This is a genomic window from Arcanobacterium canis (genome assembly GCF_029625435.1).
In the GTDB taxonomy this organism is placed as follows: Bacteria; Actinomycetota; Actinomycetes; order Actinomycetales; family Actinomycetaceae; genus Arcanobacterium; species Arcanobacterium canis.
In genome coordinates this window covers 374,916-398,165 of the sequence record NZ_CP121208.1, presented here as the reverse complement: position 1 = coordinate 398,165, position 23,250 = coordinate 374,916, and the positions used below count along the sequence as shown (strand labels likewise).

The 23,250-nt window shown below is 54.3% G+C and carries 20 protein-coding genes; 6 read left to right on the top strand and 14 right to left on the bottom strand.

Translation table 11 applies throughout. The features are described from left to right. Positions 1–59 precede the first annotated feature (59 nt). Positions 60–1,352 (bottom strand): M18 family aminopeptidase, encoded by a 1,293-nt coding sequence (locus P7079_RS01720; RefSeq protein ID WP_278013121.1) that lies wholly within the window; start codon positions 1,350–1,352, stop codon positions 60–62. Between the two features lie 176 nt (positions 1,353–1,528). Between P7079_RS01720 and P7079_RS01715 the strand changes: the two genes are divergently transcribed. Beyond that, positions 1,529–3,502: a potassium transporter Kup gene (locus P7079_RS01715; protein WP_278013120.1), complete on the top strand. Its 1,974-nt coding sequence runs from the start codon at positions 1,529–1,531 to the stop codon at positions 3,500–3,502. Between the two features lie 74 nt (positions 3,503–3,576). On the opposite strand, the gene P7079_RS01710 is transcribed toward P7079_RS01715, so the two are convergent. The 3 genes from P7079_RS01710 to P7079_RS01700 form a co-directional block, all read right to left on the bottom strand. Continuing rightward, complete coding sequence (locus tag P7079_RS01710) at positions 3,577–4,452, bottom strand: patatin-like phospholipase family protein (protein ID WP_278013119.1); 876 nt, start codon at positions 4,450–4,452, stop codon at positions 3,577–3,579. 65 nt (positions 4,453–4,517) lie between these two features. After that, complete coding sequence (locus P7079_RS01705) at positions 4,518–5,303, bottom strand: alpha/beta hydrolase family protein (RefSeq protein WP_278013118.1); 786 nt, start codon at positions 5,301–5,303, stop codon at positions 4,518–4,520. Between the two features lie 167 nt (positions 5,304–5,470). Next, a complete protein-coding gene (locus tag P7079_RS01700; RefSeq protein ID WP_278013117.1) occupies positions 5,471–8,803 on the bottom strand; it encodes a DEAD/DEAH box helicase in 3,333 nt (1,110 codons plus the stop codon). A gap of 164 nt (positions 8,804–8,967) precedes the next feature. On the opposite strand from P7079_RS01700, the gene P7079_RS01695 reads away from it, so the two are divergent. Genes P7079_RS01695 through P7079_RS01685 form a run of 3 tightly spaced genes read left to right on the top strand, consistent with a single transcriptional unit; the run spans position 8,968 to position 11,624 of the window. Then, on the top strand, positions 8,968–10,632 hold the full coding sequence (locus P7079_RS01695) for a CTP synthase (RefSeq protein WP_278013116.1): 1,665 nt from the start codon (positions 8,968–8,970) through the stop codon (positions 10,630–10,632). After that, positions 10,632–11,009 (top strand): DUF4870 domain-containing protein, encoded by a 378-nt coding sequence (locus P7079_RS01690; protein WP_278013115.1) that lies wholly within the window; start codon positions 10,632–10,634, stop codon positions 11,007–11,009. The genes P7079_RS01695 and P7079_RS01690 overlap by 1 nt, the downstream gene beginning before the upstream one ends. A gap of 27 nt (positions 11,010–11,036) precedes the next feature. After that, positions 11,037–11,624, top strand: coding sequence for a cation efflux transmembrane domain-containing protein (locus P7079_RS01685; protein ID WP_278013114.1), 588 nt, complete (start codon positions 11,037–11,039; stop codon positions 11,622–11,624). Positions 11,625–11,638: 14 nt separating this feature from the next. Here P7079_RS01685 and P7079_RS01680 read toward each other — a convergent pair whose 3' ends face one another. Next, entirely contained in the window at positions 11,639–12,373 is a 735-nt protein-coding gene (locus P7079_RS01680) for a glycerophosphoryl diester phosphodiesterase (protein WP_278013113.1), read from the bottom strand. A 16-nt stretch (positions 12,374–12,389) separates the two neighbouring features. Beyond that, complete coding sequence (locus P7079_RS01675) at positions 12,390–13,112, bottom strand: CDP-alcohol phosphatidyltransferase family protein (RefSeq protein WP_278013112.1); 723 nt, start codon at positions 13,110–13,112, stop codon at positions 12,390–12,392. A gap of 210 nt (positions 13,113–13,322) precedes the next feature. On the opposite strand from P7079_RS01675, the gene P7079_RS01670 reads away from it, so the two are divergent. Next, positions 13,323–14,360, top strand: coding sequence for a S66 family peptidase (locus P7079_RS01670; protein ID WP_278013111.1), 1,038 nt, complete (start codon positions 13,323–13,325; stop codon positions 14,358–14,360). A gap of 57 nt (positions 14,361–14,417) precedes the next feature. On the opposite strand, the gene P7079_RS01665 is transcribed toward P7079_RS01670, so the two are convergent. The 4 genes from P7079_RS01665 to P7079_RS01650 form a co-directional block, all read right to left on the bottom strand. Beyond that, positions 14,418–15,098, bottom strand: coding sequence for a DUF624 domain-containing protein (locus P7079_RS01665; protein ID WP_278013110.1), 681 nt, complete (start codon positions 15,096–15,098; stop codon positions 14,418–14,420). Further along, on the bottom strand, positions 15,099–15,938 hold the full coding sequence (locus P7079_RS01660; RefSeq protein ID WP_278013109.1) for a carbohydrate ABC transporter permease: 840 nt from the start codon (positions 15,936–15,938) through the stop codon (positions 15,099–15,101). Then, positions 15,935–16,780 carry a carbohydrate ABC transporter permease gene (locus P7079_RS01655; RefSeq protein WP_278013108.1) on the bottom strand — a complete coding sequence of 282 codons (846 nt, stop codon included), beginning with the start codon at positions 16,778–16,780 and terminating at the stop codon, positions 15,935–15,937. Before P7079_RS01655 ends, P7079_RS01660 begins: the two co-directional genes overlap by 4 nt. A 79-nt stretch (positions 16,781–16,859) precedes the next feature. Beyond that, complete coding sequence (locus tag P7079_RS01650; protein ID WP_376987067.1) at positions 16,860–18,188, bottom strand: ABC transporter substrate-binding protein; 1,329 nt, start codon at positions 18,186–18,188, stop codon at positions 16,860–16,862. Positions 18,189–18,438: 250 nt separating this feature from the next. Here P7079_RS01650 and P7079_RS01645 point away from each other — a divergent pair, with 250 nt between their 5' ends. Continuing rightward, positions 18,439–19,164, top strand: coding sequence for a hypothetical protein (locus tag P7079_RS01645; protein WP_278013106.1), 726 nt, complete (start codon positions 18,439–18,441; stop codon positions 19,162–19,164). A gap of 70 nt (positions 19,165–19,234) precedes the next feature. On the opposite strand, the gene P7079_RS01640 is transcribed toward P7079_RS01645, so the two are convergent. The 4 genes from P7079_RS01640 to brnQ form a co-directional block, all read right to left on the bottom strand. Beyond that, positions 19,235–19,756 carry a hypothetical protein gene (locus P7079_RS01640; protein WP_278013105.1) on the bottom strand — a complete coding sequence of 174 codons (522 nt, stop codon included), beginning with the start codon at positions 19,754–19,756 and terminating at the stop codon, positions 19,235–19,237. A 346-nt stretch (positions 19,757–20,102) separates the two neighbouring features. Continuing rightward, positions 20,103–21,194, bottom strand: coding sequence for a 2,3-butanediol dehydrogenase (locus P7079_RS01635; protein ID WP_278013104.1), 1,092 nt, complete (start codon positions 21,192–21,194; stop codon positions 20,103–20,105). A 92-nt stretch (positions 21,195–21,286) separates the two neighbouring features. After that, a complete protein-coding gene (locus P7079_RS01630) occupies positions 21,287–21,883 on the bottom strand; it encodes a DUF421 domain-containing protein (RefSeq protein ID WP_278013103.1) in 597 nt (198 codons plus the stop codon). A gap of 12 nt (positions 21,884–21,895) precedes the next feature. Then, positions 21,896–23,212 carry a branched-chain amino acid transport system II carrier protein gene (gene brnQ / locus P7079_RS01625; protein ID WP_278013102.1) on the bottom strand — a complete coding sequence of 439 codons (1,317 nt, stop codon included), beginning with the start codon at positions 23,210–23,212 and terminating at the stop codon, positions 21,896–21,898. Between the last annotated feature and the right edge of the window lie 38 nt (positions 23,213–23,250).

The window sequence follows — 23,250 nt, the reverse complement described above, 5'->3', positions numbered from 1 at the left end:
ATGAACATGACTGTGGGCGATAGGTTTCCTATCGCCCACAGTCATACCGGAATGGTTATTCAGTCCTCAAAGTAAGCCTTGAGAATCTGCGACAAGGCAACAAGATCAGCTGGTGCTGAAATCTCGCGTGCCGAATGCATCGACAATAGCGGTACTCCACAATCAACAGTGGGAATACCGAGGCGCGTTACAGTGATCGGGCCGATCGTCGTTCCAGATGGCACATCATTGTTCGACACGATTTCCTGAACAGCCACATGTGAGCCAGCAGCCGCACGGAAGAAGAGCGCCGACGTCGAAGCATCGGTGGCGTAGGCTCCGCGAGCATTGATCTTGAGCAAAGGCCCTCCTCCGAGGACGGGCTGGTGAGCAGGATCATGAAGTTCGGGTTTGTTCGGGTTCACTGCGTGACCAGCGTCGGCACTCACCACAGAGGAGTTCGCGAGCATACGCTCGAAAGCCTCAGACCCTGGCCCAAAAAGATTCTCGGACATCCGGCGCAAAACGGCTTCAAGGAATGACCCCGCAGCACCCGAGTACGTATCCGAGCCGATCTCTTCGTGGTTGAATGCAGCAAAAATCTGAATGTCCTCACCAAGTTCAATATCTGGATCGAGGAATGCAACGAGTGCGCAGTACACAGAAGTGAGGTTGTCTTGGCGGCCAGCAGCGAAGAAGTCAGTGCCGTCCAACCCTCCGAAAATCTGAGGCGCACAGGTATCGTATGCAAAGAGATCCATTGCAGCAATCCGATCAGGCTCAACGCCCGCTTCCTGAGCAATGAGGTTCACGAGTTCACCTTCAGACGTGGACCAGATTGGGTGGTAGTCCTTTTGCGCAGAAAGCTTGAGGTCCTTATTCACTGAACGATCGAGATGAGGAGCAACCTGTGCAATTGTCATGATCGCAGGGGTCTTCACGAGATGTTCTTCCCCATCCAAGCTCACCACTCGACCTGCGATACCCAAATCACGATTGAGCCAAGAGTTAAGCAATGGGCCACCATAGACCTCGACGTTGACCTGATCGTACCCGCATGAGCTTGACGTCAGGTTCGGCTTGACCTTAAAAGACGGCGAATCAGTGTGCGAACCGACGATCTTGACACCAGTACCTGGTTGGGCACCGTCAGGAATACGCCAGGCGATAACAGCACCGTCACGAACCACGTACCCGTGACATGCACCTTGCCATGCCTCGCTTTCCTCTTGGCGCGAAAAACCGGCGTCAGAAAAAATCTGTGCAAGGTTGTCTGCCGCATGGTAGGAGGTAGGCGAAGACGAAATAAAATCAGCAAAGCCGGCAGCGAACTCACGTGCGCCAGCGTGAACAGATGGAAGCAAAATACTCATGTTCCCAGTCTAGGATCCCTCAAGCATTGCCACGAATCGTCCGCACCAACGCCGTCAGCATCACCACACAACATACGACGCAATATGCGTCACGCGCGTCCCTGAGCACTACTTTCATAAAAGCTCTGCGGATACTAGAGGTTGCAAAGTACGCCAAGGGGTCTATGCTAGCCCTCGTGGAAAAAACCAGAGGAACTGCCCGCACGATTGCGGGACGCAAGAATGCAAGCCATGTGCCGAGCGCATCCGCTGCAAGTGCCGCTGCCGCTTTCGGAGCCGTGGGAGTTGTTTACGGCGATATTGGAACCTCACCGCTGTACGTCATGCGCGCGGTGTTTACGCTCGATGGCGTAAGTATGAGTGAATACAATTTGATCGGTGTTACCTCGGCGATTATTTGGTTCCTCGTCGCTCTCGTCACACTCAAGTACGTCGCGATCGTGTTACGTGCAGATAACCGACGCGAGGGCGGCATTTTGGCACTTTCGGCGCTCGTTCGCCGCTTCGTCAAGTCTCCGTCACGACTCTCATCGAGCGTGGCAGTAGCAGGTATCATCGGCGCGTCCTTGTTCTTTGGTGATTCTGTGATCACCCCGGCAATCTCGGTGCTTTCAGCAGTTGAGGGTCTCGATGTGGCAGTGCCAGGAATTGCCACGTATATCGTGCCAATTGCACTGGTGATCCTCACCGCCCTCTTCGCGATCCAGTACCGAGGCACCCATCAGGTGGCTTCTTACTTCTCTCCGATCATGGCGACGTGGTTCATTCTGCTTGCTGTGCTCGGAGCACCCCACATCGTGGAAAACCCGAGAATTCTTCTGGCTCTCAACCCCTGGCGCGCAGCGGATTTTCTCGTCGGACACCCTGCGGTTGCATTCATCGCAATGGGTGCGATCGTGCTGTCGCTCACCGGCGCCGAAGCACTGTACGCCGATCTGTCACACTTCGGCCGGCGCCCCATTCAGGACGCGTGGCTGTACCTAGTGCTTCCTTCTCTCACCATCAATTACCTGGGCCAAGGCGCACTTCTGCTCGCTGATCCAGCTGCTTTGGAGAACCCCTTCTTCCTCCTTGCACCCTCGTGGGCGACGATTCCGCTGGTCATCATTGCTACGCTCGCCACTCTCATCGCATCGCAAGCAGTGATCACTGGCGCATTTGCATTGACCAACCAGGCAATTCATCTCAACTACCTGCCTCACCTGCGTGTCGTCTACACCTCGGCGAAGGAACGCGGACAGATCTACATTCCAGCAGTCAATCTTTTGCTCTACATCGCCGTGGCAGTGATCGTCGTGACCTTCCGCACCTCCGAATCACTCTCGGAAGCATACGGCTTGGCAGTGACGACCGAATTTCTCTTCACGTCAATACTGCTCGTCATGCTGATTCGCTACGGTTGGAAAAAGCCGCGCTGGTTCGCCGCTCTTGCAGGACTGGTACTTGCCGCAATTGAAATTCCGCTGTGGACAGCTAATATCGTCAAGTTCTTTTCCGGTGGCTGGTTACCGGTCGGCATTGCCATCATTTTGTCCACCATCATGCTGTCGTGGAAGATCATTTCCCAGCAGGTCTACCGTCAACGCACTGAACAAGAACTCCCACTGTCCGAATACTTTGATCAGGTGTCAAAGAATCCCGTGCATTGGCGCATCCCGGGAACAGCGATTTATCCACATTCGCTGTTCACTTCCACCCCGCGCCCCTTACTATTGAACACGAACTTCAACGAGGCGATTCACGAGCGCGTCGTCATTCTCGCTGTGAAAACCGTGGCACTGGCACACGTGCCACCCGAGCAGCGCGTGAAGAATTCGCCTATCGCGTGTCCATTGCCCGGTTTCTTCCATCTGACAGTCACCTACGGCTTCATGGACTCGCGTAACCCCATCTACGATCTTGAGCTCTACACCAAGCGCCTGCGCGAAGCCCCTGAGCCAACACCGACAAACGTGCCTGATTTTTCAATTGCAGATGCAGTGGTATTCGCCCACCATCTTCAGATCGAACAAGCTCCTCATCACGGTAAAATGCCCAACCTGTTCCGTTGGCTCTTTGTTCAGTTGTCGCGTTTTTCCGCCTCCCCCCGTTGGCTGCGCACAATGCCGATCGAGCGAACAGTGGAATACACAACGCGAATTTACGTCTAGAACAAAGTGTGGTGCCGGATGTTTGGCACCACACTTTGTTCTCACGATGTTTTCACCTGCGGCCGATCAAGGCGCTACAGTCCGTAGGCATCGAGCGCCTTGATCGCCTCGGCACGGCCCACCTCGATGACTTCCGCTGCTCGATGTAGATCCATCGTTCCAGCCGTTGTGTAGGGAATATCGATGACGTACGAGGCTGGGTTAGCAGCCCATCGGAAACGTTCGATAAGTGCTTGCATCACAGAGATCGACAGATCGGCGACGTCACGCGTTCGCAATGATTTAGGAAGATCGTAATACGTCTCCCACAGCGGAATTGCTCGCTCGTCTTCAGTCTCTTCACGCACGTCGTCGGAGGACACAGGCCCAGCAGATCCAAACATACGCGGGTCATCAACGTTCGCCGTCCGACCCTTCGCAAGCGACACCGCAAGTGTGGCATCAGCCTCGACTGCAGCAACTGCCTCCATCGGCACAGGATTGACCAGACCACCGTCGGCGAGAAGCTGCCCATTGAGGTGAACGGGAGTGACGATAGACGGCACAGCCATCGACGCACGAATCGCTGCAGCCAAGCTCCCCTGTTGAAACCACACTTCACGGCCCGTGATAAGATTCGTGGCTACGGCAGTGAAGGGAATGGGAAGATCCTCGATCCTCACTCCTTCCACAATGTCGTCAATGCGCGCGATAACTTTGCGTGGATTGACGATCCCAGGTTCACGGAGCGTGAATCCGATCAGACGAAGGACATCGAGCTTGGATAGGCCACTCACCCAGGTTTTGAACTCTTCGAGATGTCCGGCAGCCTCAACACCACCAACAACTGCACCCATTGAACAACCAGCGATTGCAACGATTTCGTGCCCACGCTTTTTAATTTCCTCGATTACGCCGATATGAGCGTATCCGCGAGCGCCACCAGAGCCAAGAACGAGTGCAATCTTCATGTTCTCTATTCTTGCGCACAATAGGGCAAATGAGAATCACGTCAGTGATTGAAACATTGCGTCATTCAGGCTGAGGTATCCCCCAGTGCCCCTCGCAAGAAGATCCAGGCATCGTCACCTGGCCGAATGACATCATTGTGGTTGGCGCCAGGAACGATTGCGACATTGAAAGGCTCTGTATTGAGATCTTTGGATCGCACAACAGGGACTGTGGCATCCGCTGTTCCGTGAATGATGTCGAGCCTGAGCCCGCGGGCGGCAAACTGCGCCTCCCCCAGCTCTCCCCACCGTCGCATCGGATCGAATTGCGCGTAGCGTTCGGGCTGATCAACAGGCATTCCGCCCATAAAGTCAGAAATATCGCCAACGTTCTCCGACGCCGCCTCACGCACTGCTCGTGCAAGATCGAATAACGGCGCAAGAGCCACCACGTGGGTTAGTTCATATTCGTCAGAGAAAAGAACATCCAGCGCCATCGTGGCACCCGAACAGTGGCCGATCCAGGTTGAGGAACCGATGAGTGGGTGACGAGCCAGAAGGCGCGCGTCTTCGAATGTGAGTTCCGGACTCCCAGCGAGACGACGATATTCGGGTAATGCCACCCGAAAACCAGCCTCTGCCAGAGCAAATGCAGCCGGACGGGTGAAATCTAGTCCAATATCTTGACGAAAGCATCCACCGTGAAGAAGGGTCACAACCGTTGCGCCTTCAGGGCCGTACCACTCGATAAACTGGTCTGCTTTATCGCCGTAAGATTCAGTGCCGTCAGGCTCCACGCGCAAGGCGAGAAGATTTTCGTATACCTTCTGCTCGTCTTCCTTAGAAGAGGAAGCCGCGGTGGATTCAGACATCGGCCCTACTTCCCTCGACTACATGTACCAAAACATTGTGCTCGCCTCACCCACGTTGTGACCACTTCACGCTAAAACAGTAACTCAATCGTTACGAACAGCGTGAACTTGCGCACGTCAGGCTGCCCGCTGCTACGGACGCACCCGGGGCGACGTGGGTGTACGGGTTACGTCAACAACGCCCGCAACTCTTGACTCGAGAGCGCTTTTCCAGAACCGCTCGCCCCGTTTTCTTCCGAGAGGACAGCGAGCAAGGAACGCTTGTGATCTTGAAGTGCAAGAACCTTCTCCTCGACAGTCCCCTCGCTCACTAAACGGTAAACGTGAACAGTGTGGGTCTGCCCGATCCGATGGGCGCGATCCACTGCCTGTTCTTCGACGGCAGGGTTCCACCACGGATCAGTCAAAATTGCGTAATCGGCCATCGTGAGATTCAATCCCGTGCCACCAGCTTTCAGCGAAATAAGAAAAACCGGCGCCTGGCCTGAAGCGAATTCCTCGATGACTTTGGCCCGTCCTCGTGTTGTGCCGTCCAGGTAAGCGTAGGCAATTCCCGCGGAGTCCAACCGCTCCTTCACAAGGGCGAGAAAGGAAGTGAACTGCGAAAATACTAAAGCGCGATGTCCTTCACTCATTGCTTGGTCGAGGAGGCCCATCAGAGCGTTGAGCTTCGAGGGGGTGGCGGTTGACTCACTGTCAACAAGCCGAGGATCGATTGCCATCTGCCGCAAGCGTGTAAGCGCTGCAAGCACTTGGAAACGATGGTCGTCACCGTCGGCGGTCAGTTTCAAAACAGCCTGACGTTCGTGGGCCAGCTGGCGGTCATAAAGACGACGGTGATCAGGTTCGAGCTCTACCCGCACAATTTGTTCCGCTTTTTCGGGCAGATCGAGCGCCACTGAACGCTTCGTTCGTCGAAGGAGGAACGGCTCAATTCGTCTGCGCAACCGTGCCATATATTCATCCGCAACAGAGCGGTCACCTCCGGCAACATTATCCTCAATGGGTGTACGGAATGCCGTCGCGAATTGTCGGGGGCTCCCCAGTAACCCCGGAGCTGCCAAGGCGAACATTGCCCACAGCTCGGATAAATTATTTTCGATCGGCGTACCTGTGACGACGAATGTCGTGGGCGCGCCCAGTGAGGCAGCAACCACGAAGCCCTTCGAAGTATAGTTCTTCACGTTCTGCGCTTCGTCGAGGACGACACCGGTCGGCTCAAGACGGGCATAGACGTCCTCGTCCAGACGCAAGAGGGTATAGGATGTCACGACGATGTCTGCTCCCCGAGCAAGCTGGGAAATGTGAGACGATGCACGAGCTGCTGTCGAATCGATTCCTACCACCGTCAGATGCGGAGTAAATTTTTGGGCTTCGCTCACCCAGTTCCCCACCACCGACGTCGGCGCGACGACGAGCCAGGGACCGGCGTCAGGAGTGCGCTCGCGATCGCGGGCAATCATCGTCAGCATCTGGAGAGTCTTTCCCAACCCCATATCGTCAGCCAGGACACCTCCTAAACCTTGATCACGCAACCTCGCCAACCAACGGAATCCCTCAAGCTGGTAGGGGCGCAGCACTGCTTCGACCGATGTGGGAACCTCAGCAGGAAGTATCGGGCGCAACGAGGCTTCACGCACGGCATCGAACCAAACGTTACGTGCGGCGTCAACGATCCCAAGCTCCAGTAACTCTTCCCACCAGGTCTGGCGGACCTTGGGCACACGAATCCCGCCACCGCGTTGATCCGTTAACGCGCGAGCCTCTTTCAACAACGCTCGGAGCTTATCCATTTCAGGCAGGTCAAGATTCAGATACGTCCCGTTTTCGAGGAAGAGATATTCCTGATCGAGCGTCAATGCACGGATCAAGAGCGCTGTGGGAACTACAGATCCGCCAACCTCAACACGCACATTCAAATCGAGCCAGTCACGAGTGGTATCGGTGACATCCACACCGACCTTTTTTAATTCAACTGGGGTGTACGTTGGGAGATTTTCTTCTACCTCAACCCCATGGCTTCTTAAGACGGCGGTCAGCGTATCGAGCGCAAGCACGTCACTACCTGTCACTTTGACGTGCGGAGCAAGTGCGGATCCGTTCATCAAAATAGGCATGTGCTGGCCCACGATGGGCGCAACCTGAGCAAGAATCTCTGCTTCTGACTCAACATCCCGCACACCGCGAGCGGCATCTTTGGGAAGGTTGAGTGAAAAAGGCCCAAGTTCGCCATCACCTTGACCGTAACGCCATGTCCAGATGGCATTGACCACTGGAATGGGGGCACCAGGGTCAGACAGATCCAGTGTCAGATGTAAACGCGCAGTGGGAATCGCCGGAGGATCAAACGATCCATCCGGAGAGGTCCACAGCTGTTGTGCAAGCCGAGTAAAAATCTCCGTTTCAAAACGAGCACGCCCCTTTTCAGGCACCACCAGAACCCCACCGGAGCGCAGCGCATTCCATTGATCGCTCGGAGCTTCAGCCAGAAAAGCGAGATGCATCACCTCATCACGCCACGCGATCAGTTGCGCAGGTGATCCGACTCCAAGTGCGATCTGTGAGCCAAGAAGCGGATGGGTGAAAATCGCACCCAAGGCGAGTGCGCCAGCGTCGCGTTCCTCAATCGCAATTTCAGCCACGGCGTCCGTGTCTTCAACAAATACAGGATGAAAATCGTGATCGATGAGGCTCACACCCGAATCAATCACCTCACGCAGCACAGGCGTGAGCAACGAAGAATTAATGGTGTCTAAACGCAACGAATCTTTAGCTGTGCCCGAATACGGAACAAAAGTTTCAGAGAGCTGAATCAGTGAGCGAATTGCGCTCGCCTGCTCAGGTTTCACATCCGTGACGCCACCCGAGCGTAAATGTGAAATCGACACCCCGCTTTTCACCCACGCTTTAGTTTTCCCGCGCTTCATTGGCGTTGCCGTCAGATACCCGCGAGAGAACAACGTCGATTCACGTCCAGGCTCAGGCTCTTGCATCTCAAGAATGAGTGCCAGATCGCGTTTGTCAGGGCAACTCTGGGAGAAAAGCGCAGCGAGCCGCCCTTCCCAGGTCTGTTCTGAGCGGCGCGGCCCACGCCATTCGTACAGGTTGCGCTCGCGTCCCTGATCTCCCGACGTCGGTGAAATCGCCGGCTGCGACGGCGCAGCAACGCGCCCCGGAGCAGTCGCCCGGTTCGCAGGTTTTAACGCATGGGGGAGCAAATCGAGGGCCGTCAGAGCAAGAGCGACGACGTGTTTACAGTTTGTGCGCACCGGACACGAGCACGATGATTCAAAAGAGGTGAACTGGCTCATCTCGTCATCGAAACGATAGTGGATCACCTCGTCGTAGTTGCGTTGGTTAGACCCCACCGTCTGGCCACGCAGCGTGCCCGATTCGCGGTCATGTTCGTCCACCCTCGCCCGTCGTTGGCTGGCATACACTACCCCTCGTGCGTATGATCCGGGGCTGACGAAACGAAGCAATCCAAACGTTTGATCCATCCTTTAAGGATACGACTGCGTACCTCACAGTGCCTAACCACACAGACTCTGCACGACCGCAGCGTGGACACAAGAAGTGAGAGGAGGCATGTGTTGTGCAGAACAATCTCGAATATCGGACTTCACTAACACCCACGGCAACTTCCTCGATAAGATGAAGACCCATGGATAGTATTTCTCGTTCCCATGGAAATTCCCGCCCAGTTCGCCATATTTTTGTCACTGGCGGCGTGGCTTCCTCACTTGGCAAAGGCATTACTGCAGCTTCCCTCGGCACGCTACTCAAAGCACGTGGTGCAAAAGTTGCGATGCAAAAACTCGACCCCTACGTCAACGTCGATCCCGGCACAATGAACCCCTTCCAACACGGCGAAGTTTTCGTCACCAATGACGGCGCTGAAACCGATCTCGACATTGGCCACTACGAGCGATTCTTGGACGAAGCTTTCACTGGTGACGCCAACGCCACCACAGGTCAGGTGTATCAAAATGTGCTTCGACGCGAACGGGCAGGCGAATATCTCGGCGAATGCGTTCAGGTCATCCCACATATTACGAACGAAATTATCTCGCGGATGCGTGCCCAAGCTGAGGTTGACAACGACCGCCCCGACGTCGTCATCACGGAAATCGGCGGAACAGTAGGCGACATCGAATCGCAGCCTTTCCTCGAAGCAGCCCGGCAGGTCCGCCAAAAACTCGGCCGCGACAACTGTTTCTTTATTCACGTGTCGTTGGTGCCGTATCTTGCGGCAGGTGGTGAACTCAAGACCAAGCCAACCCAGCATTCGGTTGCGCAGTTGCGCCAAGTGGGTATCCAGCCCGACGCCGTCGTGTTGCGTTGTGAGCGCCCCTTGCCCGCGTCTGTGAAGAGCAAAATCGCCCTCATGTGCGACGTGGATGACATGGGCGTAATCGAATGCCAAGACGCCTCGTCAATCTATGAGGTGCCGGTGACATTGTTCAATGAAGGACTCGATTCTTATGTGGCACGCAAGCTCGATCTGCCCACACACGATGTGGAATGGGACTCCTGGAATGGTCTTCTTGAGCGCGTGCGCTCGCCAAAACATCGGGTACGCGTGGCACTGGTGGGCAAATATATCGATTTGAAAGATGCCTACCTCTCCGTCGTCGAGGCTCTCCACGCCGGAGGATTCGCTCACTGGGCCGACGTCGAAATTGTGTGGGTGCCTGCAGACTCGTGTGAAACTCTCGACGGTGCTCACGCTCATCTTGCTGATGTCGATGCAGTACTCGTCCCCGGAGGGTTCGGAGTGCGCGGCTTAGACGGAAAAGTGGGCGCGCTGCGCTATGCCCGTGAACATCGCATCCCTACCCTGGGCATCTGCCTCGGATTGCAGTCAATGGTGATCGAAGCTGCGCGCAATCTGTTGGGGCTGGAGGCAGCATCGTCAACCGAATTTGATCCGGAAACTCCCGATCCTGTTATTTCGACGATTGACGAGCAGAAGCAGTTCGTTGACGGCGGCGATTTAGGGGGCACCATGCGTTTGGGCTCATATCCGGCTGTCCTGGTTGACGGATCACTCGCTGCGCAGGTTTACGGCACGACGTCGGTGGCAGAGCGTCACCGCCACCGCTACGAATACAACCAAGCCTACCGTGATCGTCTCGAAGCAGTTGGCCTTAAAGTCAGCGGAACATCGCCCGATGGTTCATTGGTGGAGTACGTCGAACTCGATCGTGATCTTCACCCGTATTACATCGCTACTCAGGCTCACCCTGAATTTACCTCGCGTCCTACCCACGCCAATCCTCTCTTCGCAGGCCTGATCAAAGCCGCAATCGAAAGGAAAAACGCATAATGACTGTTTCCTCTCTTCCCCCGTCCTCCGAGGAACGCACCTGGGCAATTGGCGCGCATCTTTCTGCTCTCATTGCCTGGCTCGTGTCGGCAGGTTGGCTAGCATTTATCGGCCCGCTCGTGGTGTGGGTGGTGAAAAAACATGACTCTGAGTTCGTGCGCCGAGCATCCGCACAGTCTTTCAACTTCAATGTGGGGTTGCAGGTCATGAGCTGGATCGGCTGGTTCCTGACGATCACACTGATCTTTGCATGGATCGGCATCCCCTTGATTATTTTGTCGTTTGTCTTGATGGTGTGGTGCCACCTTCGGGCCACCATCGCCACCTCAAACAATCGTCTCTACCGCTACCCATTCCAAATCCGGATTCTGTCGTAAATACGACGTTTCGGACATATATTACTCATGAATCTGCGACAAAAAGTTGCTGCGGTTGCCGCGATCAACGGCGTCTACTTCCTCATCGAAGTGGTCGTTGCGTCTGTGATTGGCTCGGTATCGCTCTTCGCCGACTCGGTGGACTTCTTCGAAGACACCGCAATCAATCTGCTCGTTTTTGTCGCCCTCGCGTGGCCTGCTGCTCGACGTCGGGTGGCAGGCCGCGTGCTCGCTGGCATTATTCTTTTGCCTGCTCTGGCCGCTTTAACGACGGCGGTCATCAAAATTATTGGCGGTGCCACGCCTTCTGCTGGTGCGCTGACGTGGACCGCTGTGGGCGCATTGGCTGCTAACCTGCTCGCTGCGTGGATACTCATCGGAATACGCCATGAGAAAGGCTCCCTGGTGAAGGGAGCCTGGCTGGCCGCACGCAACGATGCAATCGGCAATATTGCGATTATTGGCGCAGGAATCGCGACATTCGTTTCTCCATCGCCCTGGTGGGATATCGCCGTGGGCGTTCTCATGGGACTGATCAACCTCCGGGCTGCCGCTGAGGTCTGGGAAGCCTCAGAATTTGAGGGAAATGCTCGCGAACTCCTTGAGGATAACTGATACGCCGACGGCATTCACCGGCTGCGGCACAGATCGTCCAGTTCGTGTGGAACATTTGAAATGAGGCCGTCAACGCCCCAATTAATCAGCAGATTTGCCCGAGCACGATCATTGACGGTCCACGCGTTCACTTTCAATCCTGCATCGTGAAAACTCTTCACGAGTTCGCGTGTCAGGAGAGATTCTTGTGGATGGATGTAGCTCGCCCCCACAAGTTCAGCAACGCTACGCCAGTCGTCACCGATTTTGTTTTCGTAGAGCAAACCGATGGGCCATTTTGTGCAACGCTGCGAGAAAATGTAAAGCAACACGTGATTGAACGAGGAAATAATGACTTCTCGCCCCTCGTTGAGGCGTTCGCATTGTTCAATCACACCATCGATCACAGCAAGCGCACGATCCTTGGTCTCTTCGTTAGGCTTAATCTCAATATTTGCATTGAGTCCGCGCTCATTCATCAGATCGACGAGCTGAGCAAGTGTCGGTAATGGTTCGCCTGTGAATTCAGGGGCAAACCACGCCCCGGCGTCGAGAGGAAGATCACTGCTGGTCAGATGCGAATAGCTCCCCGCACGATTCGTTGTGCGGTCTAGCGACGAATCGTGGATCAGGATCGGGGTACCGTCTGCAATCACATCGACGTCTGTTTCGATCCAGTTCATGCCGTGGTCAAGAACCGCGTGGAACGCGGCAAGTGTATTTTCCGGTGCCAGAGCTGACAGGCCACGGTGTCCGATAACAGTTGTCATGTCATTCCTTTTACGCTCAAGAAAGCTGCGCGGCAGCATCTTGACCAGTGACCGTGCGGATGGCCCCGGTGACGAGGAACCACAATCCGCTCACCCAGAACGTGATGTGTAGCCACAGCGGCTGTGTGCCATAAGTCGCGACGAGTCCAGCAGTAGCACCAACCCAGACGAGGGAAACGACAATATTCGCAATCATCATTTTCTTCACGCGGAACGGATGCGTGTAGTAGGTCGGGATAAAAGTGAGGATCACGAGTACAGCAACGATAACGACGTTGAGCCAACCGGGAACGTGCAAGATCCACAGACACACGGCCACAATGTTCCACGCTGCGGGGAATCCAACGAAATAGTTATCAGAAGATTTTTCGCCTTCATTCGCATAGCAGAACATCGACGAGGTGACGACGGCAATCATGGCAACAAAGGCCAGCACGGCATGGCCGAACGGTAGATAGAGATACATGAACAGTGCAGGCAAGAACGACCACGTAATGTAGTCAACAGCGATGTCCACAACGCTCCCGTTAAACCACGGAATAACCTCTCGCACTTTCGCTGCCCGTGCAAAAGTTCCATCAATTCCGTCAATCAGCATGGCGATACCAAGATAAAGCCACATCATTTTCAGCTCGCCATGCATCAGTGAAAGTGCTGCTAGGCAAGCAAAAACCAAACCAGACATCGTCAACGCGTGGACCGCCCAGGCAGCAATTTTCTGTTTCCAGGTGTAGTTCATTGTTCTCCTTGAGATGTCATGATTTGCCACTGTTCAATAGTAGTCGGCAATACCGCGTCTATGAAACGCAATGAGCATCGCCTGTTATGCAGCTATCACGACGTACAGATGTGAAGCTGACAATAATGATGGCCCCCACGATCTGATCGCTCACGAAATAACACGTAGCATGGTCATTAGCCCCATTCATCACAGACTATGGAGTAACTTGTGATTTCACCACAGCGCGTCACACCAGGTGACAGAGTTGCTGTCCTATCACCGGCCTGGGCAGCGCCCGCATATTTCCCTCAGCTACATGAGCAAGCTCTGGAACGTCTCAAAAATGAGCTGCACGTTGAGCCGGTGGAGTACCCCACCACTCGCGCAATGGGAGCCGCTCCTGCCGAACGTGCAGCCGATGTTAATGCAGCATTCGCCGACCCATCGATCCGGGCAATTTTCACGACGGTGGGCGGGGACGATCTCATTGAAGTGGTTCCTCTCCTCGATCCGGAGTTGCCCGTAGCCGATCCAAAACCGTTCTTCGGATACTCCGACAATACGAATATCCTCAATTGGCTGTGGGGGCTGGGCGTAAGCTCCTTCCACGGCGGCTCGACAATGGTACACCTGACTGGCCCACACGTTGATGATGCCCATATCCACACATTGAAAGCAGCAATGTTTGCACAGGGAGACATCGTTCTCCCTATTTCGCAGACCTCACAAGATTACGGTTTCGACTGGTCCGATCCTCGTGCGGTCTGTGAGCCTTCCCCGCGCGGCCCAGCGCTTCCTCTCGAATTTTTTGGCAATGAATCACCAGTTCGCGGACGCACCTGGGGCGGTTGTCTCGAAGTGATCGACCAACTCGCCATCGCTGATCGTTTGCCTGATGCAGATGAACTTGAGGGTGCCATTCTTATTTTTGAAACTTCCGAGCTTCTTCCTCCAGCGGACTACGTTGGACGCTGGATCCGCGCAATGGGTGAACGTGGCTATCTCGACGCCGCAGCCGGACTGGCATTCGCACGCCCGGTAGTCTCTGATCGTGACAAACCCAAAGAATCTGATGCTGAACTTGATGCCAAGAGGATGGCGTATTACGAGTTTTTACTTTCGAACATTGCACGCTACCGCGAAGATCTCACTGTTTGCCTCGATCTTCCCTTCGGCCATACTCGTCCACAGCTTATTCTCCCCTACGGCGGTGAGATAACGCTCGATCCGTGCAACCGTGCTGTCATTGGGCACTTCAACGATTAAACGCTTGTGGGCAACATACCCCTTGGCATGTTGCCCACAAGCGTTCCTGGCCATATCTCAGCAGCGGCCTGCCACTTCTCGCACTTTTTCTCCGATGAGAAAGGTCTTCAGGTAGAGCACGAATGCCGGGATAAAAACCATCATAAAAAAGATGAGCGTCGGTACGAGTTCAGGCCATATCCATACAGCAAAGATTGGGCTAGCCCATAGCACTATTCCTAATGTGCTTGCCGGTAAGTACCGAATCGCGCACAGGAGCGACGTCGTCAGTAACGAAACGAACGACATCGGCGCAGTTTGTTTGTGACCCATATTTCCCGACGTCGAAAGGCCGGCGTTGGCGTGACCTGCCAGTGCGAAGAACCATTGGGCGACGAGCGATGAAAGAATTGCGGCACTGAACAAGCCGATTCGCATTCCATCGACGAGCAACCCTGTTTCGGTATGCAACAGCATGAGTTCATAGATCACTGTGAACCAACATGCAAGAAGGAGGAGCCACCCCGCAGTCGCCATTTTCAATGATCGGACAAAAATCCGCCAAAATGTACGCCACGGGTGTGCGCCGTCGTCAGCGATCAGCTGGCCCACCACAACATTCGCCGCAGCTAAACCTGCACCAAAGGTGACCACAGGGATAGCCGTGAGTGTCAGGGCCATCGACACCACTGCGACGTCGGCAAGAAGAGCCAGGACTCGGGCAAAGCCTGAGTCCTGGGAGAATAAGTGACGTGCCACTTATCCCTTCACCGCTCCCGCAGCAACTCCCTTGATAATGTACTTCTGCATCGCAATGTAGAAGATCACGATCGGCACGATTGCCAAAACGAGCATTGCCATGAGAGCGCCCATGTCACGGTTACCGTTTGATCCCACCAGCTGCTGGATGACCACGGGAATGGTCTTATAGTCAGTAGATAAACCGATGGTCAGGTACGGCAGAAGATAGTCGTTCCAGACCCACATGGCGTTGAGGATTGCCACCGTGATTGCGGTGGGCTTGAGGATCGGCAAGACCACAAAGAAGTAGGTCTTGAGAACGCCTGCTCCGTCAATGGTTGCCGCTTCTTCGATCTCAAGCGGGATCGATTTGATGAAACCGGCGAACATGAACACTGATAGTCCTGCGCCGAAGCCCACGTAAAGCACCACGATCCCCCAGGGGTTGTTCAATCCGAGGGTGTCGGCGATCTTCACAGTGGGAAACATGACCATCTGGAACGGGATCACCATCGAAAAGACAAACATGTAGTAGAGCGCCGATGTGTACCACGTCTTGACACGAGTGATGTAGTAGGCGGTCATCGCACAGAAAAACACGATGGCTGCCACAGACAAGATCGTGATCACGAAGCTCCAGACAATCGCCATGAAGAAGCCCGACAGAGCGAGGCCAGTCGCGTAGTTTTCTAGGCCTGTCCACATTTCCCCTAACGGCAGGGCAAATGGATGAGAGGCGATAGAAAACTTCGATTTGAAGGAGTTCATCAAGATGAAGAGAATCGGCCCGATGAACACCAAGGTCAGGAGAATCAGAATGACGTATGACAGAGCTTTTCCAGCTTTGGAGTGCATCATGCTTCGATTTCCTTCCTGCGAGTAGCCGAAAGTTGCACCATCGCAATCACCACCACGACCACGACGAAGAGCACAGCCTTTGCTTGGCCCACGCCTTCTTCACCGACACGGGCGAACATGGTGTTGACGATATTCAGTGCCACCATCTCAGTTTTTCCTTGAGGAGCACCGTTAGTTAACGCGAGGTTCTGATCGAACAGTTTGAATGTATTCGACAGGGTTAAGAAGAGGCAGATCGTGATCGCGGGCATCACCATGGGGATAGTGACGTGACGCAACACGCTCCAGCGGCCAGCACCGTCGATTTCTGCAGCCTCGACCAGCTCAGGCGGAACGTTTTGTAGGCCCGCGATATAAATGATCATCATGTATCCCACCAACTGCCAGTTGATGAGCATGATCATTCCAATATAGCCGTAGGTCCAGTTCGTGATGATGGTGGTCTTGTACTGGGCAAGAACAGCGTTGATCATGACCTGCCAGGTGTAGCCCAACACGATTCCACCAATCAAGTTCGGCATGAAGAATACAGTGCGGAACATGTTCGTACCGCGCAGTTTCTGCGTCAGCAACCAGGCAATGGCGAAAGAGAAAACGTTCACCAAGATCACCGAAGCAACCACCACCATGAGCGTGAAGCCGAAGCTCGCAACGAAACCTGATCGGTCGTCGAAAGCTGCTTTATAGTTGTCCAACCCTACCCAGGTAGCGTCCGTAATCGTGGTGAATTCAAAGAAAGACAGCACAAAACCGATCACAAACGGAACGAGAAACGCCACCGCGAATGCAATCAACGTGGGAAGGACGAAGATTGGAAAATATTTCTTTAACTGAGCTTGCATAATCGCCCCATTCATGGCGAAGGCCTCGCAGATACCGACTTCGGATCGGTATCTCCGAGGCCTTCACGATTGAGAGTCATTACTTCTTCTCTGTGGCCCAGCCGTCCACAAACGTGGACTTCACCTTGGCCCAGTCAAGGTTGCCCGAAGCGTATTGCGCGAGCGCCTGACCGAAATCATCCTTGAACTTTTGCGACGGGTAGGTGGTGAAAACCCACGGAACCGCGTAGAGGTTCTTGTTCGAAATGTAGGAGGAAATCTCCTTCGCGAGAGGATCGGATGGAGTATCAGCCTCAGCATAGTTTGAGTAAGGAGCAATAAAGCTCAGGTCATTGATCACGTGCTTCTTGCCTGCGTCGTCGGTGTAGAGCCAGTTGATGAAATCGAGCGTGGCCTTCTGATCAGCTTCGGAAGCCTTCTTGTTCACTGCCATGAACGCTTCGGTGCCGACAGCCAGACCTTGCTTTTCTTCACCAGCAACTCCGGTATACATCGGAAGGAACTTGATGTTCTCTTCCTTCACCACGTTTCCGGCAACGTCCTTGATCTGGCTCCACGCCCAGTTACCGTTTTGGACCATGGCTGCCTTGCCGAGAGCAAATTCAGACATCGAATCGGTGACAGTCTTTGACGGGGCGAGACTCTTCTCAACGGTTGAGTCGGTGAGGTACAGATCGAAGAGATTCTTGAAGTTGTCAGCGTACTTGAAGGTTACCGTCTTCTCATCGGTGACACCCGCATCCTTGTACTCGTAGAACATCGAGACGTTGGACAAGTGGGTTTGCCAACGCCAGTCTTCACCACTAGCCAGCGACGTGGAGGCGAAAACACCATCGATTCCGAGTTCAGCTTTCTTGGCCTGCATATCATCGGCAACTTCCTTGAGCTTTGCGAAGCCCTTGATTTCGTCAACCGACTTTGCCTTCGCTCCAGCAAGGCTGAAGTACTTGTCCATGATGGCCTTGTTGTAGATGATTCCGTAACCTTCAACAGCCGCCGGGGTGCCGTAGACCTTACCGTCTTCGCCCTTAAGTGCGAGGTTCGCATCCTTGAGTGACTTCACCAGTGGTGTATCTGTGAGATCACGTGCGTACTTATTCCACGAGGCAAGGCCGACTGGCCCGTTGATCTGGAAGAGGGTCGGGGCATCGCTCTTCGCAATTTCGGATTTCAACGTCTGCTCATAGGTGCCCGACGCGGCGGTCACGACTTTGACATCCACACCCTTTGCCTTGGAGTATTCGGCAGCGATTGACTTGAAGGCTTGCTCCTGCTCCGGCTTCCAGTTCAGGAAGTACACCTTGCCTTTGGCGTTGCTAGTTGAGCCCGACGACGAGCAAGCAGCAAATCCAGCGAGCGCAATTGCACTCACAGATGCAATCGCAGCCATCTTTGTGAATTTCATCAGGTGATCCTCCTTTGGATCTTGTGCGTGAAGTGTGAAAGTGCATTCCGCCCTTGGATATGCACTACCTTGACGCGCTCAGTCTAGCATCATTGGCCCCTCACAACGACCGCTTGTTTAGTTCAATTTTAGTCATGCGGGACACGACGATTGAGACTTTCTTCGCACGACGATGACGCGCTCGGCGAAACTGGCCCCACACCAGAAAATTCACACATAGACTGTGGAAAGTTTCTACTTTTCAGGAGGTGCCATGACTGCGCGTCTTTCATTTACTGACAAAATTTCCCACACAGGAAAACTGGCTCTCGGCACGACAGGAGCTGCCTACCATGCGGTTCGCTCAGGCGTAGATCCCTCCACACTGGAAGAAGCCTTCGATAAAAGTTTCAGTCCAGCTCGCATCCTCGCGCATGACCGTGTCGCCGCTGCACGTCGTAAGCTCAGCACCCCATCGGAAGCTGCGCTACTCGACGCACTTGAGAAACGTTACCTTCGCGATGTGACGGGTTCGGGCGCCGTCGTCGGCGGAACTGCCGCATTGCCCGGAGTTGGCACAATCGCTGCTATCGCAGCGGCCGTGGGTGAAACTGGTGTCTTTATGACAGCCACGATGGTTCATGCGTTCGCGGTGCTTGAGGTGATGCGCCCTGGGCAACTCACCGCTGAACAAGAACGCGCACTCGTGCTGACGATTTTGATGGGAGGAGTCAACGCGAAAAGCGTGAAGAAATTGGCAACACAAGCTGGAGTCTTTTCTGGAGGCGGTGTGATTCGTTCTCTCCAGGGGATGGCGTTGCGCAAATTTACTGACTCGATGCGCAAACGTCTCTTCCGTCGCTTCACCGCCAAACAGGCCACTGCAATGATTGGAAAGGTCCTGCCCTTCGGCATTGGCGCCGTCATGGGAGGCTACGCGAATCGAACATTGGGCAAACAGATGATTGCAGCAACCATAGATTCTGTGCGCGCTGCGTGAGCGTGATAAGGATGTTCCCGGCGAGGAAATCTCGCCGGGAACATCCTTAGTGTTGCTCAAATTCTGAAAGTTACTCCTTGCCGTAGGTTTCATCCCATGCTTGTTGGGCTGGTTGGATCGTAAAACCCGTCAGCTTGTTTTCAGCAAGGGACTTCGCAATGTCTTCGGCGACGATCAGGCTCCACGCGGACGGATTGCTCGGTGGGAAATAGCCCACGCGCTCGCCCTCACCTGGGAATCGCGCAATCGAGTACCCCTCAATATCAGGGCTTCGCTTACGACGAATTGTCAGGGGGCGCACTTCCATTTCATTCACGCCACACGCTGTGAGAACATCCACCATCCGTTGTGAAAATACTCGTTCGCTGAGCCCTGACCACAGCCAGTCGACGAGTCTGCCTGAACGCCAGGGTTCGAGCCACAAATCTTCAGGAAGAGCATTCAAGCCTTGCTCCACAATGACTTCCCCATAGTCCTTCCCGTCAGGAAGCAGATGAGGAAAACCAGGTTTTTTACCTTCCCACGACAAATGCACCCACAATGTTCCAGAGCTACCTTTTGGAGTGATGACATATCGATCTCTTAAATCCATAGCTCCCTCCTAGCACTTGGGCGGGTACTCACGCAAAACTGCCGTACGTTTATTTAACACTGATCTTTTTGACGGCTTCGGGTAGGTTCTAAACCACGTAGCCCATGATTTATTCACTCTATGAGCTTTAGATCTATGGTCATGTTTCTCCCACCACACAAGATACTTCGGATGATGGATCGAGTCATTCCCTGTAAAACCTGCTCGTTCATACTTATCTGAGAACTTTACCGGAAGTGTAGAGCCAATCAGGAATATAGATGGACAGACAAGTGGGGTGTGTCAGGACTCATCCCGACACACCCCAGCACAACCAGCTAGTGATTCACCTTCGAAGCGCGACCTATCACAGGCCTTCGCCCGACGGCGAGACGAGGATCTTCACCGCAGTTTCGTTGTGGTGGATCAGAGTGTCGAAGCCTTCATCAACCAATCCATCCAGTCCGATCTTTCCGGTGATGAACGGCTCAAGGTTCACCTTGCCTTCAGACACTAGTTTGATGGTTGCCGGATGCGAATGAGCGTAGGCGATCGTTCCGCGAAGATCGATCTCCTTCATCACGAGCTGGTGAATATCAAGATCCGCGTGCTTGGACCAGATCGAAACAACGACGAGGACTCCGCCTGGACGCAGTGCACTCATCAGGGTGTCAAAAACGACTTGAACCGAGGTGCATTCGAATGCCACATCAGCGCCAGCGCCGTCGGTGAGCTTCTTGACTTCTTCGATGACGTCAACCTCGGCTGGCGAAAGAGCATAGTCAGCGACGCCCGAATCGAGAGCTTTCTGGCGGCGAAGCGGCGAAAGTTCCGACATGACGACGGTCGCACCAAAAGCCTTAAGCACAGCAGCGGTGAGCAGACCGATCGGGCCAGCTCCGCCGACGAGGGCAACCTTGCCCTTGGCTACTTCCTCCGAGGCGTAGCCTGCACGCTCAACAGCGTGGTAGCCCACCGACAGCGGCTCAATGAGAGCTGCCTGATCGAGCGGAATCGAATCCGGAATCTTGTGGATCCAGCGGCGCTTGACCACGATGTTCTCCGCCAGACCACCGCCACCGCCACCAAGACCGATGAAGTTCATGTCTGGCGAGAGGTGGTAGAACTTGTTCTCCTCTGTTGTATCAACATCATCGTGGATGAGATACGGTTCAACGACAACGTGATCGCCGACCTTGAGATCTTCGACATCGTCTGCAACTTCCTCAATCACACCGGACATCTCATGGCCGAGGGTGACAGGGGCATCTTCACCCGAAATTGGGTGTGGGTGGCCGTGCGGCGGAATGAAAATCGGCCCTTCTTTGAATTCATGCAAATCAGTTCCGCAGATGCCGCACCATGCAACCTTGATGCGCGCGGTGCCTGGTGTCAGCTCCTGGGGTTCAATATCTTCGATGCGAATATCTTCGCGATCATAGTAACGTGCTGCCTTCACCGTATTCTCCTTTGACTTAATCGGGAGTGCTAGCACAGCTAATTATACAGAAGGACACTATCGATTATTTATGTCGCGAAGATTGAGCGGCTTCATTTTCGCTGTAAGAGGAGGTCATGGGGAATTTCACCTGCTGAACGCACGCCGACGATCATCTGAGGATCGATCGGAGTACCAGCACGAAGCACGGACATATCCCCTGTACGTTCCAAGATCACCGCCGCCACTTCGTCAAGCGAATGCACACCCTTTTTCCGAAGCTCAGAGAGCACTTCGGTGCGAGTAATATGCGCTCGTTTCATTTCATGGGTGACGAATCTGCCCCCAGCAACTAAACACACGGCACGGTTATTGATCATTCGGGATAATCGTGGACGGCCTGAGAGACGTCCGAACGCAAGCTCAAGCACGGTGAGCACCACCAACACAATCACGGCGGTACCGAAGGTGGGCGTATAACCCATCATTGCTCGGCCCATCACTGCACCTAGAACGATCACGAGGAGCATGTCGAAGCCAGTGAGCTTCATGAGCATCCGCTGGCCCATTAAACGTGTCATCACGATGAAAAAGCCATAGAGTGCGCAGGTTGAGATCACGGCCGCTAACGCCTGTAGCGGTGTCAGTCCGAGATAGACCAGCAGTTGCTCACTCGTCGATAGGTGGTGATAAGCCTCAATTTGCTCCATGGTGTTATTGTGTCACTTCACTGCCTCAAGCGCCGTACGCGTCGGCTGCATGGTGCGAAAATCAACCACGATACCGACGCCGAGCGCCATGAGCGCCGGCACAACCCACGCCATCTGCAATGCACCAAGCGGGAAAACATTGAGCACTTGACGCAACGGTTCAAACAGTGTCACTCCCGTGGAGTTGAGGGCTTCCAGAATCGAGAGCGCCCCTGCAGTCCACGCCGGTAGACGATAGGCCCACACCAAACGTCGAGATCTCACCGCAGTTTCGATGAGTGCGACCACAATCAAACAGATCGTCACCGGATACAGAAGCTGGCAGATCGGAGCGACCACCGCGAGAATTGTTTTCAGCCCGAGGTTAGAGATCAACACGGCAACAACTAAATGAACAATTAACCAGGTATGCGCAGAAATAGATGGGATCAGCTCATGCCAGAACCTTGAGCCTGACGCAAGTAGACCAATCGCCGTCGTCATGCAGGCAAGGATGATCATCACACCGAAGAAGGCTTGTCCTGCTGTACCAAACAAACGCGCTGCAACCCCGGTGATCACTTCAGCACCGTTATCACCGTTTCCGACCGCGCCGACGTTGATCAGTCCGAAATAGCACGCAGCGAGCAAAATCCCCGCGATCAGCGAAGCAATCGCTGTTCCCCGACGAAGTTGACGTCCCGCAAGTCCAGCACCAGCGAGCGCCGTCATAATGACTGATCCGTACATCAACGTGGCCAGCGAATCCATGGTGAAGTAGCCTTCGATGAGGCCAGATGCGAAGGGAGATGAGGCGTAGGCGGCGTTTTCCTGGTGACCGGCGTTGGGCAAGGTGAAGGACAACGCTACCATCACCACAAGCAAGAAAATCAACACCGGAGTCAGCCACCCGCCGATATTGCCCACCACTTTGCTTGGTCGGCGCACAAGGACATAACAAACGGCGAAAAACACCAAAGTGTAGATGAAAAGCGCAAGCTGTCCCGACCCCGTCAAGGGCGCAATAGCGATTTCAAAACTCACCGCAGCCACACGTGGGGTGGGGTAAAGCATCCCGATAGCCAGGTACAGCGTGCAGGTGAAAATCAGTCCAAAACGCGGTCCAATTCGGTCAGCAATGCGCTTTTCATCTGGACGTTGAGTGGATGCCGCAAGCATTCCCGCCACGGTGAGCGCGGCTCCTGTGACGACGAATCCTGCGGCCCCGATATAGGCATGTGCGCCACCATTGACCCCGATCATCACTGGCAGAATCAAGTTCCCTGCGCCGAAAAACATGGCAAACAAAGCAAAAGCAGCGACGATAACAGAACGCATACGAATATTCATTTTTCCTCTTTTTCTTCAAACCGGCTGGTCGAGCGCAA

What these genes read in the sequence shown, in the direction of transcription:
- P7079_RS01720 (WP_278013121.1), bottom strand. Translation starts at nt 1,352, where the DNA reads ATGAGTATTTTGCTTCCATCTGTTCACGCTGGCGCACGTGAGTTCGCT.
- P7079_RS01710 (WP_278013119.1), bottom strand. Translation starts at nt 4,452, where the DNA reads ATGAAGATTGCACTCGTTCTTGGCTCTGGTGGCGCTCGCGGATACGCT.
- P7079_RS01705 (WP_278013118.1), bottom strand. Translation starts at nt 5,303, where the DNA reads ATGTCTGAATCCACCGCGGCTTCCTCTTCTAAGGAAGACGAGCAGAAG.
- P7079_RS01700 (WP_278013117.1), bottom strand. Translation starts at nt 8,803, where the DNA reads ATGGATCAAACGTTTGGATTGCTTCGTTTCGTCAGCCCCGGATCATAC.
- P7079_RS01695 (WP_278013116.1), top strand. Translation starts at nt 8,968, where the DNA reads ATGGATAGTATTTCTCGTTCCCATGGAAATTCCCGCCCAGTTCGCCAT.
- P7079_RS01690 (WP_278013115.1), top strand. Translation starts at nt 10,632, where the DNA reads ATGACTGTTTCCTCTCTTCCCCCGTCCTCCGAGGAACGCACCTGGGCA.
- P7079_RS01685 (WP_278013114.1), top strand. Translation starts at nt 11,037, where the DNA reads ATGAATCTGCGACAAAAAGTTGCTGCGGTTGCCGCGATCAACGGCGTC.
- P7079_RS01680 (WP_278013113.1), bottom strand. Translation starts at nt 12,373, where the DNA reads ATGACAACTGTTATCGGACACCGTGGCCTGTCAGCTCTGGCACCGGAA.
- P7079_RS01675 (WP_278013112.1), bottom strand. Translation starts at nt 13,112, where the DNA reads ATGAACTACACCTGGAAACAGAAAATTGCTGCCTGGGCGGTCCACGCG.
- P7079_RS01660 (WP_278013109.1), bottom strand. Translation starts at nt 15,938, where the DNA reads ATGATGCACTCCAAAGCTGGAAAAGCTCTGTCATACGTCATTCTGATT.
- P7079_RS01655 (WP_278013108.1), bottom strand. Translation starts at nt 16,780, where the DNA reads ATGCAAGCTCAGTTAAAGAAATATTTTCCAATCTTCGTCCTTCCCACG.
- P7079_RS01645 (WP_278013106.1), top strand. Translation starts at nt 18,439, where the DNA reads ATGACTGCGCGTCTTTCATTTACTGACAAAATTTCCCACACAGGAAAA.
- P7079_RS01640 (WP_278013105.1), bottom strand. Translation starts at nt 19,756, where the DNA reads ATGGATTTAAGAGATCGATATGTCATCACTCCAAAAGGTAGCTCTGGA.
- P7079_RS01630 (WP_278013103.1), bottom strand. Translation starts at nt 21,883, where the DNA reads ATGGAGCAAATTGAGGCTTATCACCACCTATCGACGAGTGAGCAACTG.
- brnQ (WP_278013102.1), bottom strand. Translation starts at nt 23,212, where the DNA reads ATGAATATTCGTATGCGTTCTGTTATCGTCGCTGCTTTTGCTTTGTTT.